This window comes from Streptomyces luteolus, assembly GCF_029968015.1.
Classification (GTDB): Bacteria; Actinomycetota; Actinomycetes; order Streptomycetales; family Streptomycetaceae; genus Streptomyces; species Streptomyces luteolus.
This window is the reverse complement of sequence record NZ_JASCIS010000029.1, coordinates 13,410-25,403: the sequence shown is the minus strand read 5'-3', so window position 1 is coordinate 25,403 and position 11,994 is coordinate 13,410. Positions and strand designations below refer to the sequence as shown.

Below are 11,994 nucleotides of genomic sequence, written 5' to 3'. Positions count from 1 at the left end.
GTGTCCCTGCTGCTGAATCACTGCTCGTTCCCCTTGCTAGCCGACGCCGAGGGGGCGTCGAGTTCCTGTGCGGCCCTCAGGCCGTTGCCGGTCGCCGCGGGGGCGGCGCCGCTGGTCTCGCCGGACAGGCCGCTCTGGAAGGCGGCCAGCCACATGCCCGGCTGGACCCCGTCCGAGGCCTCCTCGGTGGCGGGGCGGGGCTCGGGGGCCGGGTCGGCGGGCGCCCGGCGGCGCCGCTGCGGCAGGCCGTTCGCGGTGCGTTCGGTGACCACGGGCGCTTCGTCGTCCACCGGGTTCACGGGTCCTGTCACCGGGCGCTCCGTTCGGGGTGCGGTAGGAGCCTGGGCGGGCACGGCGGCCGGGTCGGCGGCCCGCTGCTCGGCGAGGGGCATGGGGGGCAGGGGCCGCTCGGCGCGCTCGGCGGACGCCGTGGGCTCGGCGACGGACGCGGTGACGGGTGTGGCGGCGGGCGCGGCGGCGGGCGCCACGGCCGGCGTCGACTCGGTGCGCGGCCCGGGGACCTGCGCCACGGACTGCGCGGCCTGCGGAACCTGCGCCACGGCCTGCGCGGCCTGCGGGACCTGCGCCACGCCCTGGGCGCCCGCCCGGCCCTGCGCCACGGACTGCGCGGCCTGCGCCACGCCCTGGGCGCCCGCCCGACCCTGCCCGCCCCGCGCCGGCGCGGCGGCCGCGCCCGTACGAGGACCCGAGGCGGCGCCGATGCCGTGCGCGAGGCCGGTCGCCTGCGCCACCGTGGTGATCAGCTCCTGCGGCACGATCAGGACGGCGCGGACACCGCCGTACGCGGACGGCCGCAGCGACACCTGGAAGCCGTACGCCTGCGAGAGCCGGCCGACCACGGCGAGGCCGAGGCGGGGGCTCTCGCCCAGGTCGTAGACGTCGATGCCCTGCTGCGCCTGCTTCAGCATCCGCTCGGCGCGGCCGCGGGCCTCCTCGCTCATCGAGACGCCGCCGTCCTCGATCTCCACAGCGATGCCCGACTGCACGTCGACGGCCGTGAGATGGACCTTGGTCTGCGGCGGCGAGTAGCGCGTGGCGTTGTCGAGCAGCTCGGCGAGCGCGTGGATCAGCGGTTCGACGGCGGTGCCCACGACGGCGATGTCGGACACCGAGTGCAGCTCGACGCGCTGGTAGTCGATGATCCGCGACATCGCGCCACGCATCACCGAGTACAGCGGCACGGCCCGCGACCACTGCCTGCCGGGCCGGGCGCCACCGAGCACCGCGATGGAGTCGGCGAGGCGGCCGATCAGGGCGGTGCCGTGGTCGATCCGCAGCAGATCGCCGAAGACGTCCGGGGACTGGCCGTGCCGGTCCTCCATCTCCCGCAGTTCCTGGGCCTGTTGGTGCACGATCGCCTGCACGCGGCGGGCGATGTTCACGAACGCGCGCTGCGCCGAGTCGCGCAGGTCCTCCTCGGCGGTCACCGCGTCGACGACCGAACGCAGCACCTCCAGGTGGGCGTCCGGTGCCTGCAGCGAGGCGAGTACGTCCTCGGGGAAGTCACCGCGCCGCAGCCGGGCCACGATGTCGGGAAGCAGGGAGTCGGCGAGGTGCAGCGTCTCCGCCTCCTGCCGCCGCAGGGCGGCCTGCCAGGCGGCCGATTCGGCGCTCAGCGCGGCGATCCGGCGCCCGCGCCGGGCGGCCTCACCGCAGGCGGCCGCCACGACGACCGTGGCGACGGCACCGGCGATGACGACCGGAAGCAGAGCGGCCGAGGGGACCAGGAACGCGGCGACGGTGGTGCCGACGGCGAGCGCCAGCGGGACCGACAGCCACACAGGCGCGGGAGACTTGGAACTTCGTGGGGATGCCCCCGCGCGAACCCTCTGCACTGCGTTACTCCCGTACGTACGCGAAGATCATCAGACGGGTCGGTAGCGTAACGCCTTCGGGTGAATTCCCATGACCAGGGGTCAAGTCCTTGGCCGGATCCGCGTGTCGGGGGACAAGAGGGTCGGGCACGGGGTGTACGGAGGGCCCGGCCCCCGGGCGGTCGCGGTCACGACCCCCGGAAACCGGGCCCTCTGAGCAGACGTCAGGAGACGCCCGCGGCTGCGTTCGTCAGGCCGCCGCAGCGTCCGCGGCCTGCGCCTTCAGTGCCCGCTCGACGCCCGCGCGGGACTCCGAGACGAGCCTGCGCAGCGCGGCGCCCGGGTCCTCGATCGCGAGCCAGGCGTCCGTCGTGTCGAGCGTGGCCTGGGAGATCTGCAGTGACGGGTAGAGGCCGACGGCGATCTGCTGCGCCATCTCATGCGAACGAGATGCCCACACATCCTTCACAGCGGCGAAGTACTTCTCCGTGTACGGGGCCAGGAGTTCACGCTGGTCGACCTGGACGAAGCCCGCGATCACCGCCTCCTGCACGGCGTTCGGCAGTTTGTCGGATTCCACCACCGAGGCCCATGCCTCCGCCTTGGCCTCGGCGGTGGGCCGCGCCGCACGCGCCGTGGCCGCGTGCCGCTCACCGGCCGCAGTCTTGTCCCGCTCGTACTCGGCGGCGATCTCCTCCTCGTCCGCGCGGCCGGTCGCCGCGAGCCGCTCCACGAACGCCCAGCGCAGCTCGGTGTCGACGGCCAGGCCCTCGATGGTCTGGGTGCCGTCGAGGAGGGCGTCGAGGAGGTCGAGCTGCTCCGGCGTCCGCGCGGCAGCCGCGAAGGCGCGGGCCCAGGCCAGCTGGTGGTCGCTGCCCGGCTCGGCCGCCCGGAGGTGGGCGAGCGCGGCGTCGGTCCACCGGGTCAGTCCGGTGTCCCGCCAGTCCGGGGCCGCGTACAGCTCCAGGGCCAGCTTGACCTGGCGGTGCAGGGACTGCACGACGCCGATGTCCGACTCCTTGCCGATGCCCGACAGGACGAGCGAGAGGTAGTCGCGCGTCGCCAGCTCGCCGTCGCGGGTCATGTCCCAGGCCGACGCCCAGGACAGGGCGCGCGGCAGCGACTCGGTGAAGTCGCCGAGGTGCTCGGTGACGGCCTTCAGGGACTCCTCGTCGAGCCGGACCTTCGCGTACGACAGGTCGTCGTCGTTGAGCAGGATCACCGCGGGCCGCTGCTTGCCCACCAGGGCCGGTACGGCGGTGAGTTCACCGTCGACGTCCAGCTCGACGCGGTCGGTGCGGACGAGCTTGCCGCCGGTCAGCTCGTACAGGCCGATCGCGATGCGGTGCGGACGGAGCGTCGGCTCGCCCTTGGCGCCGGCGGGCAGCGCGGGTGCCTCCTGCCGCACGGCGAAGGCGCTGATGACACCGGAGGCGTCCGTCTGGATCTCCGGCCGCAGCACATTGATCCCCGCCGTCTGCAGCCACAGTTTCGACCAGGTCTTCAGGTCGCGCCCGCTGGTCTCCTCCAGGGCGTCGAGCAGGTCGGTGAGGCGGGTGTTCCCGTACGCGTGCCGCTTGAAGTAGGCCTGCACGCCGCGGAAGAACTCGTCCCTGCCGACGTACGCCACGAGCTGCTTCAGGACGCTCGCGCCCTTGGCGTAGGTGATCCCGTCGAAATTGACGAGCACATCATCAAGATCATTGATCTCGGCCATGATCGGGTGCGTGGACGGCAGCTGGTCCTGCCGGTACGCCCAGGTCTTCATGGAGTTGGCGAACGTGGTCCAGGAGCTCGGCCACTTCGAGCCGGGCGCGTAGGCCTGGCAGGCGATCGACGTGTACGTCGCGAACGACTCGTTCAGCCACAGGTCGTTCCACCACTCCATGGTGACCAGGTCGCCGAACCACATGTGCGCCAGCTCGTGCAGGATCGTCTCGGCCCGCACCTCGTACGCGGCGTCCGTCACCTTCGACCGGAAGACGTACTGGTCGCGGATGGTGACAGCGCCCGCGTTCTCCATGGCACCCGCGTTGAACTCCGGCACGAACAGCTGGTCGTACTTGGCGAAGGGGTACGCGTAGTCGAACTTCTCCTGGAACCAGTCGAAGCCCTGCCGGGTCACGTCGAAGATCGCGTCGGCGTCCAGGTACTCGGCGAGCGAGGGCCGGCAGTAGATGCCGAGCGGCACGCTCTGCCCGTCCTTCTCGTAGGCGGAGTGCACGGAGTGGTACGGGCCGACGATCAGGGCCGTGATGTACGTGGAGATCCGCGGCGTCGGCTCGAAGACCCAGAGGTCGTCCTTGGGCTCAGGGGTCGCCGAGTTGGAGATCACCGTCCAGCCCTCGGGCGCCCGCACGGTGAACTGGAACGTCGCCTTCAGATCCGGCTGCTCGAAGGAGGCGAACACCCGACGGGCGTCCGGCACCTCGAACTGCGTGTAGAGATAGGCCTGATCGTCGACAGGATCCACGAACCGGTGCAGACCCTCACCGGTGTTCGTGTACGCGCAGTCCGCGACGACCCTCAGCTCGTTGCGGCCCGCGAGGAGTCCGCGCAGGGCGATCCGGGAGTCGGCGAAGGTCTGCGACGGGTCCAGCTGGTCGCCGTTCAGGACGATCTCGTGCACGGTCGGCGCGACCAGGTCGACAAAGGTCTCGGCACCCGCCTCGGCACTGTCGAAGCGCACCGTGGTCACGGAGCGGTACGTGCCTCCCTCCTGCGCGCCGCTGAGATCGAGGTCGATCTCGTACGCGTCCACGGTGAGCAGGCGCGCCCGCTCCTGTGCCTCTTCGCGGGTCAGATTTGTGCCAGGCACGCGGTCATCTCCTCGGGGTGGGACTGGGTGGGGATTCCGTATGGGTCCTTTTCGGCAATCCTTTTCGGCAATCCGTTTCGGCAATCCTTGCACGTCCTTTGGGCATCCTTGCCGGTGTACGGAACGTCATGGGGAGGGGTCGGGTTCGCGTGCTGGAGATCAAGGGCCTGGGGCACACCTACGCCGACGGACACCGGGCCGTCGACGGCATCGACCTGGAGGTGGACCGCGGCGAGCTGGTCTCGTTGGTCGGCCCATCGGGCTGCGGCAAGTCGACGCTGCTGCGGTGCGTGGCGGGTCTGGTCCGGCCGACCGAGGGCGCGGTGGTGGTGAACGGCGAGCCGGTCTCGGACGTCCCCGCCGATCTGGCGGTCGTCTTCCAGGACTACACGCGCTCCCTCTTCCCGTGGCTGACGGTCCGGGACAACGTGGCGTTGCCGCTGCGGCGCCGGGGCCTGGGGCGGGCGGAACGGCGGGAGGCGGCGTGCGCGGCCCTCGACGAGGTGGGCCTCGGCTCCGCGGCCCGCAAGTACCCGTGGCAGCTCAGCGGCGGAATGCAGCAACGCGCGGCGATCGCAAGGGCGTTGGCGTACCGCCCGTCGTTCCTCCTCATGGACGAACCGTTCGGCTCGGTGGACGCGCAGACCAAGGAGGACCTGGAGGACCTGATCCTCAGCGTCCGCGCGGGCACGGGCATGACGATCCTGCTCGTCACGCACGACATCGACGAGAGCGTGTACGTCGGGGACCGGGTCGTGGTGCTTACGGGCAGCCCGGGGCGGGTGCACTCCGACTTGCGGGTCGAGCTTCCGTCCCCACGGGACCAGATCGCTACGCGGGAGTCGGCGGAGTTCGTGTCCCTTCGGGCTGCGGTGGGGCGGGCGGTTCGGCGAGGATAGGGCCAATTGTCCGGCTGGTGGCGGGAGTTGGGGCTTGTGGGTACCAGGTACGGGGACTGGGTCAGGCAACGCCGTGAGGCTGCGGGCATGACCCAGCAGGAGTTGGCGGACGCGGCGGTGATGACGCGGTCGCACATCGCGCATATCGAGGCGGGGAGGAGGGTTCCGTCCCGGGAGGATGCGCGGAGGCTGGATCGGGCGCTGGGGACTGGGGATGTGCTGCAGAGTTTCCTGCCAGGTGGCGAGGACGAGCATCCGGTGGCCGAACACTTCGAGGCGGCACGCCAGTTGGAGCAGCAGGCGACGGTGATCCGGGAGTTCGGGCTGAATTACGTGCCGGGCCTTCTGCAAACCGAGGCGTACGCGCATGCGGTACTGCGGGAGACCGCGTACCCGCCTCTGAGTCTGGAAGAGCGGGAGAAGGCTGTCGCCACACGGCTCAAGCGAGCTCAGATCCTGTCCGATCCGGTGACACCCATGGTGTGGACGCTGCTTGACGAGGCAGTTATCCGGCGCCCCATCGGTGGGCCAGTCGTCATGGCGGAGCAACTTACCTACCTCGCCGACCTGTCCGACAGCGAGCGCATTCGCGTCCATGTTTTGCCGATGGCAGGAGGAGGCCATCCCCTTTTGCCGACGTCGCTCATGCTCATGTGGTTCGAAGACCAGCCGCCGACCGCGTACATGGAAGGGCTCTACACGGGAGGCGTGCAGGATTCCCCCGCCCTGGTAGAGACGCTGCAAGGCGCTTACCATCACGCACTGGGGGACGCCCTGCCCGTGAAGCAATCAGTGGCCCTCTTAAGGGCGACAGCGAAGGACTACGCAAGCCATGACGGTTGAGACCCATTTGCCCCGCGCTTCGGTACTGGTCGGCTGGCGCAAGTCGAGCTACAGCGGGGGCGACCAGGGCAACTGCGTAGAGGTGATCGACACACTCCCCGCCGAGGCCCTGAACGCCTGGCGCAAGTCCAGCTACAGCGGCGGCGACGAGGGCGACTGCGTCGAGGTGCTCGACAACGTCCCCACCGCCATCCCCGTCCGCGACTCCAAGAACCCCCACGGCCCCGCCCTCCTCATCCCCAAGCACAGCTGGGCCTCGTTCATCAGGGCGCTCAACGAAGACAGCGTCTGAACGAGGTGCACGGCCTGCGCGACGCCTGAAAACGGCAGGGTCAGGAAGGCTGCTTGACCGCACGGTGGGTGGTCCTCGTGCCTGCAGCGGGCCGGGACTTCGCACTCTTGGGGGCGAGCTGGGAGACCCGCTGGTACGAGATGCCGAGGACCCGCGCGGCATCTCGGACGGTGAACCCGCGCCTGGTCAGCGTCCGGGCAGCAGCGGCGAGAGCCCGGTCTTCCTCGGCGTCGGCAGCCACCTGTTTCTGGCGAGCTACGTCGAGGTCGTCCAGCGCGTCGACGACTTCCGGGTCGCCGGGGAGCAGTTCGACGCTGAACGGCCCGTCGATGCCAGCGTCTTCGTGGACGGTGCGTACGAGGTCCTCGGCCATCTCCTGTGCCTCGGTCCAGGTGGCGCCCTGGGTGAAGGTCACGTAGTTGTCGGGAAGGCCCTTGACCTGGACCGCCCACCACTTTCCGTCTCGCGTGGCCTGTGCGGTGTACGTCTTCATGCCCTCGTCTCCTCGTCGGTGTTGCCCCGGAGGGCGGGGAGGCTTCAGGCCTCCTCCGCCCCCCGGACGATCGCTCTGGCTGTGCCCTCGGCGATCTCCGTGTGCCTCGGGATGATCAGGGTCTTGGTTCCGAAGTTCCAGACTTCGTGGCCGCTTCCCTGCCGCCTGAGGCTGAAGCTCACCCCCTTGTCGGATGCCATCTGGTTCAGCGTCCTGATGAGGTCTCGCTTCTTCACGCGTACTGTCTAATCTAAACGAACGCTCTAGTCTAATCCATGCGAACAAAGCTTGCGTGCCTGCGTCAAGGTCGTCACTCATCGCGACGCTCAGTAAAGACCACGTCTGAATTCCGCCAGCTCGGATCGCCCGGCGAGGGGACCGTGGACGTATGACGACCTACGCCCCCCGCCCCATCATCCCCGCAGCCCTCACAGAGCTGCGCGACGTCGACGACACCGGTCGCCCATGCGTCCCCTTCACTGAACGGTCGGGCGGTGCCCCGTTGCGCTGCTGTCTGCGGCCGGTCGAGAAGGGCGAGCGCGTCGCCCTCGTCTCGTACGCGCCGCTGCGCCGCTGGGCCGTCGAGACGGGGGCGGAGCCGGGGGCGTACGACGAACAGGGCCCGGTGTTCATCCACGCCGAGGAGTGCGCGGGCCCGGTCGCGCAGGACGGCTACCCCTTCACCCGGCCCGGCGCCCTGAGGACCGTACGGCGCTACAACGCTCAGGGGCGGATCGTGGGCGGCCGACTCGTCGAGCTGACTGACGCCCCTGACGCGGGACTCGACGCCGCGCTCACCGACGCCTTCGCGGACCCCGAGGTGGCCCTCGTCCACGTACGGGCCGTCGAGTACGGGTGCCTGCACTTCGAGGTGCGCAGGGGCTGACCGGGTCGGTGGCCAGGGTGATTGGATTCTGTAGCCCGAGCCCAGCAACCCGCCGACCTCATGAGAGCCCCATGCGCCGCAAGACCGCACTGCCCGCCGTCCTGACCCTGATAGCCACGCTGTCCGCAGGAGCCTGTACGTCGGACGACATCAACGAGCCTCTGCCGCGCAGGAGTGAGGCAAAAACGCTGGCGTGGGCCAAGCAGTACACGTCGGCCATGGCCCGGCACGCGGAAGTGCGGATCACGGACGACCCGGCCCCGCGGAAGCACTTCGAAGAGTGCATCGGCAGGGACGGAGAGATCGCCGACGACGGGCGATACCAGCTCAGCTATGCCGCCTATGCCAATCTCCCGGAAGCGGAGCACATCGCCGCAGTGCGCAAGCTGCGCAAGGAACTTGAGGACCATGGCGTCCGAGTCACCAGCCACACAGAGCGCCCCGAGACGCCCGAGGTCATCCTGTATGGCGCGAACGACAAGCAGCAGTTCTCCGTGACCGCGGACTCGGTGAATCCGCCTGGCACCCTGCGGCTCGAGGTCTCCACGCCCTGCTTCCTCCCGCCCGGAGTCAAGCAGCAGCAGTTCTGAACCAGCGTCGAGCCGGATCAGGTCGTCTCCCTGATCGCCCGGGCGAACGCCCGGACCCTCTCCGTCTCGCCGTCCTCGTGCCAGACCAGGCCGAAGGTCGAGTCGGGGAGGCCGTCCACCGGGACGTAGGCCACGTCGCTGCGGCTGTGGTAGCGGGACGTCGGGCGGCACAGGAGCATGGACGCCCGGCCCGTCGCCGTCAGGGTCAGGCCCTCCTGGAGTGTGGTGACCGACGGGCCGGGGACCTCGGAGGGGGCGTGGGCCCTGCGCCAGTACGCGGGGGCCGGGGGTGCGGCCGTGACCAGGGGGAGCGCGGCGACCTCGGCGGCCGTCAGGGACGTACGGGTCGTGAACGGGTGATCGGCGGCGACCGCGAGGTTCTGCCGCTCCTTGGAAAACAGCGGGCCGAGGACCAGATCCCGCTCCTCCACCGGGAGCAGCACGACCGCCGCGTCCACCGCGCCGCGTCGCACCGCGCCGAACGGGTCGGAGAACGGCAGCTCCACGATCTCCGTGACGCAGCCCGGGTGCGCGGTCTGGAACGCCGTGATCGCCGCCATCAGCCGGGCGTTCGCCGCGCCCTGGAAGCCGAGCCGCAGCGTGCCCTCCACGCCGCGCGCCGCCGACCGCGCGTCCTCGACGGCGGCGCGCAGCTCCGCGTACGCGGGACGGAGGCGGGCGAGGAAGCGCTCGCCGAGCGGGGTGAGCGCGACGCGGCGGCTGCTGCGGCTGAACAGCCGTGCCCCGACCCGGCGTTCGAGCGCGCGCACCAGCTGGCTCACCCGGCTCTGCGAGACCAGGAGCCGCTCGCCCGCCCGGCCGAAGTGCAACTCCTCCGCGAGGACGAGGAAGCACTCCAGCTCCCGTGCCTCCAGGCCACCGCCGACCTCCACCGCCACGCCCCCTCCGATCGATCAGTCACGCTCATTGAAGGATGAGAACTTCGGCGTTGTTCCCCGAGGACGTACGGCGTTGGCTTGAGCCATGCGTACGAATGAGCCGCCGGTCACCGGCACCGCCCCCCAACTCGCCGCCCCCTCAAGGGCGTTGCCCCTGTCCGTCCTCGCCGGGGCGGCCGCCACCTTCACCGTCGTCACCGCGGAACTGCTGCCCGTAGGGCTCCTGACCTCCCTGGCCGCGGGGCTCGGTGTCTCCCCGGGTACGGCCGGGCTCGCCGTCACCCTGCCCGGCCTCGTCGCCGCGCTCGCCGCCCCGCTGCTGCCCGTCGCCGCCCGCACCGCCGACCGGCGCACCGTCCTCGTCGGACTGCTCGCGCTGCTCGCCGCCGCCAACGTGGCCTCCGCGCTCGCCCCGCACCTCGCGGTCCTGCTCGCCGCGCGCGTCCTGGTCGGCGTGGCCATCGGCGGGGTGTGGGCGATCGTGGCGGGGATCGCCGTACGCCTGGTGCCGGGGCCGGCCGTGGGACGGGCCACCGCGTTCGTCTTCAGCGGCATCGCCGTGGCCTCCGTGGTCGGGGTTCCGGCGGGTACCTTCCTCGGCGAACTCGCGGGCTGGCGCTGGGCGTTCGGTATCGCCGCGCTGCTCGCCGCGGCCGTCGGCCTGCTCCTCGCGCTCGCCCTGCCGCCGCTGCCCGCCGAGCGCGGCACGGCCCTGCGCGCCGTCCTCGGCTCGGCCCGCCTGCCGGGAGTCCGCGCGGGCCTCCTCGTCGTGCTGTTCCTGGTCGCCGGTCACTTCGCGGCGTACACGTACGTACGGCCCGTCCTTGAGCGGGTCGACGGACTCGGCGCCGGGCTGATCAGCGGGCTGCTGCTCGCGTACGGGGCCGCGGGGATCGCCGGGAACTTCGTCGGCGGCGCCCTCGCCCCGCGCGACCCGCGCCGCACCCTCCTGGTGATCTCCGCGGTGCTCGCGGCCGGGGTGCTCGCCCTGCTCACCGCCGGGGGCTCGCTGCTCCTGTCGGCGGTGCTGCTGCTGGTCTGGGGTCTCGCGTACGGCGGGGTCTCGGTGTCCAGCCAGAACTGGATGGCGGCCGCCGCACCCGAGGCACGGGAGCCGGTCTCGGGCCTCTACGTGGGCGTCTTCAACATCGCGATAGCCCTGGGCGCCCTGCTCGGCGGCCGCGCGGCGGACGGGTTCGGCGCTGACGGGGCGCTGTGGCTGGGAGGAGGGCTGGCAGCGGCCGCGCTCCTGGTGGCGGCAGGCAGCAAGCGCCGGACCGGCTGAGAATTCAGCAAAGCGCCGGACCGACTGAGAATGCAGCCGGTCCGGCGCTTGAGGACGAGCCCGCAGGGCGATCGACGGGGCGCGGACCGGCCCCCACCGATCGCCCGACGTAAGCCGACCTCAGCCCTTGAGCTCGGCCGCCACCAGCTCCGCGATCTGCACCGCGTTCAGCGCCGCGCCCTTGCGCAGGTTGTCGTTGGAGAGGAACAGCGAGAGGCCGTTCTCCACCGTCTCGTCACCACGGATGCGTCCGACGTACGAGGCGTCCTTGCCGGCGGCCTCCAGCGGCGTCGGGACGTCGGCGAGGACCACGCCCTCCGCACCCGCGAGGAGCTCCTTGGCGCGCTCCGGGCTGATCGGACGCTCGAAGCGGGCGTTGACCTGCAGCGAGTGGCCGGAGAAGACCGGGACGCGGACACAGGTGCCGGAGACCTTCAGCTCGGGGATCTCCAGGATCTTGCGGGACTCGTTGCGGAGCTTCTGCTCCTCGTCGGTCTCGTTCAGGCCGTCGTCCACGATCGAACCGGCCATCGGCAGGACGTTGTACGCGATCGGCGCCACGTAGTTGTTCGGCGCGGGGAACTCGACCGCGGAGCCGTCGTGCGTCAGCTTCGGGGCGTCCGCGCCGACCTTCTCGACCTGGGAGTACAGCTCGTCCACACCGGCGAGACCGGAACCGGACACCGCCTGGTACGTGGCGACGACGAGCGCGGTCAGGCCGGCCTCGGTGTGCAGCGGCTTCAGGACCGGCATCGCGGCCATCGTCGTGCAGTTCGGGTTGGCGATGATGCCCTTGGGGCGGTCGACGATCGCGTGCGGGTTGACCTCGGACACGACGAGCGGGACCTCGGGGTCACGGCGCCAGGCCGAGGAGTTGTCGATCACCACGGCGCCCTGCGAGGCGACCTTCTCGGCGAGCGCCTTGGACGTGGCACCGCCGGCCGAGAACAGCACGATGTCCAGGCCGGTGTAGTCGGCCGTGGAGGCGTCCTCGACGGTCACACCGTCGAGCACCGACCCGGCGCTGCGGGCCGAGGCGAACAGGCGCAGCTCGTCGACCGGGAACTTCCGGTCGACGAGGATCTTGCGCATGACCGTGCCGACCTGACCGGTGGCTCCGACGATTCCGACCTTCACAGGGTTCCTCCGCATTT

Annotated in this window: 12 protein-coding genes; 6 read left to right on the top strand and 6 right to left on the bottom strand. The window is 71.0% G+C overall.

All coding sequences use genetic code 11. The features are described 5' to 3' along the window. Positions 1 to 17 precede the first annotated feature (17 nt). Positions 18 to 1,802 carry an ATP-binding protein gene (locus QIT00_RS25410; protein ID WP_349017204.1) on the bottom strand — a complete coding sequence of 595 codons (1,785 nt, stop codon included), beginning with the start codon at positions 1,800 to 1,802 and terminating at the stop codon, positions 18 to 20. A 283-nt stretch (positions 1,803 to 2,085) separates the two neighbouring features. Next, positions 2,086 to 4,653, bottom strand: a complete 2,568-nt coding sequence (gene pepN, locus QIT00_RS25405) for an aminopeptidase N (protein WP_282537715.1) — start codon at positions 4,651 to 4,653, stop codon at positions 2,086 to 2,088. A gap of 149 nt (positions 4,654 to 4,802) precedes the next feature. On the opposite strand from pepN, the gene QIT00_RS25400 reads away from it, so the two are divergent. From QIT00_RS25400 to QIT00_RS25390, 3 genes are read left to right on the top strand one after another with little or no spacing between them, the layout of a single operon-like run. Next, positions 4,803 to 5,552 carry an ABC transporter ATP-binding protein gene (locus tag QIT00_RS25400; RefSeq protein WP_282537714.1) on the top strand — a complete coding sequence of 250 codons (750 nt, stop codon included), beginning with the start codon at positions 4,803 to 4,805 and terminating at the stop codon, positions 5,550 to 5,552. Positions 5,553 to 5,588: 36 nt separating this feature from the next. Further along, positions 5,589 to 6,395, top strand: a complete 807-nt coding sequence (locus QIT00_RS25395; protein WP_282537769.1) for a helix-turn-helix domain-containing protein — start codon at positions 5,589 to 5,591, stop codon at positions 6,393 to 6,395. Continuing rightward, positions 6,385 to 6,687 carry a DUF397 domain-containing protein gene (locus QIT00_RS25390; protein WP_282537713.1) on the top strand — a complete coding sequence of 101 codons (303 nt, stop codon included), beginning with the start codon at positions 6,385 to 6,387 and terminating at the stop codon, positions 6,685 to 6,687. The genes QIT00_RS25395 and QIT00_RS25390 overlap by 11 nt, the downstream gene beginning before the upstream one ends. A 40-nt stretch (positions 6,688 to 6,727) precedes the next feature. Here QIT00_RS25390 and QIT00_RS25385 read toward each other — a convergent pair whose 3' ends face one another. Both QIT00_RS25385 and QIT00_RS25380 read right to left on the bottom strand, forming a co-directional pair. Next, positions 6,728 to 7,180, bottom strand: coding sequence for a type II toxin-antitoxin system HicB family antitoxin (locus QIT00_RS25385; RefSeq protein WP_282537712.1), 453 nt, complete (start codon positions 7,178 to 7,180; stop codon positions 6,728 to 6,730). A 44-nt stretch (positions 7,181 to 7,224) separates the two neighbouring features. Further along, entirely contained in the window at positions 7,225 to 7,416 is a 192-nt protein-coding gene (locus QIT00_RS25380; RefSeq protein WP_282537711.1) for a hypothetical protein, read from the bottom strand. Positions 7,417 to 7,568: 152 nt separating this feature from the next. On the opposite strand from QIT00_RS25380, the gene QIT00_RS25375 reads away from it, so the two are divergent. Then, positions 7,569 to 8,066, top strand: a complete 498-nt coding sequence (locus QIT00_RS25375; RefSeq protein ID WP_282537710.1) for a DUF1203 domain-containing protein — start codon at positions 7,569 to 7,571, stop codon at positions 8,064 to 8,066. Between the two features lie 71 nt (positions 8,067 to 8,137). Then, the gene (locus QIT00_RS25370) at positions 8,138 to 8,656 is read left to right on the top strand and encodes a hypothetical protein (RefSeq protein WP_282537709.1); all 519 of its coding nucleotides are present in this window, start codon (positions 8,138 to 8,140) and stop codon (positions 8,654 to 8,656) included. Between the two features lie 17 nt (positions 8,657 to 8,673). Here the strand turns inward: QIT00_RS25370 and QIT00_RS25365 are convergent, their stop codons facing one another. Beyond that, positions 8,674 to 9,555, bottom strand: a complete 882-nt coding sequence (locus QIT00_RS25365; RefSeq protein ID WP_282537708.1) for a LysR family transcriptional regulator — start codon at positions 9,553 to 9,555, stop codon at positions 8,674 to 8,676. 85 nt (positions 9,556 to 9,640) lie between these two features. Here QIT00_RS25365 and QIT00_RS25360 point away from each other — a divergent pair, with 85 nt between their 5' ends. Then, a complete protein-coding gene (locus QIT00_RS25360) occupies positions 9,641 to 10,840 on the top strand; it encodes an MFS transporter (protein ID WP_282537707.1) in 1,200 nt (399 codons plus the stop codon). Between the two features lie 120 nt (positions 10,841 to 10,960). Here QIT00_RS25360 and QIT00_RS25355 read toward each other — a convergent pair whose 3' ends face one another. After that, complete coding sequence (locus tag QIT00_RS25355) at positions 10,961 to 11,977, bottom strand: aspartate-semialdehyde dehydrogenase (RefSeq protein ID WP_282537706.1); 1,017 nt, start codon at positions 11,975 to 11,977, stop codon at positions 10,961 to 10,963. Between the last annotated feature and the right edge of the window lie 17 nt (positions 11,978 to 11,994).

Coding starts and splice junctions, on each gene's coding strand:
- QIT00_RS25360 (WP_282537707.1), top strand. CDS start 9,641: ATGCGTACGAATGAGCCGCCGGTCACCGGCACCGCCCCCCAACTCGCC.
- QIT00_RS25370 (WP_282537709.1), top strand. CDS start 8,138: ATGCGCCGCAAGACCGCACTGCCCGCCGTCCTGACCCTGATAGCCACG.
- QIT00_RS25390 (WP_282537713.1), top strand. CDS start 6,385: ATGACGGTTGAGACCCATTTGCCCCGCGCTTCGGTACTGGTCGGCTGG.
- QIT00_RS25375 (WP_282537710.1), top strand. CDS start 7,569: ATGACGACCTACGCCCCCCGCCCCATCATCCCCGCAGCCCTCACAGAG.
- QIT00_RS25385 (WP_282537712.1), bottom strand. CDS start 7,180: ATGAAGACGTACACCGCACAGGCCACGCGAGACGGAAAGTGGTGGGCG.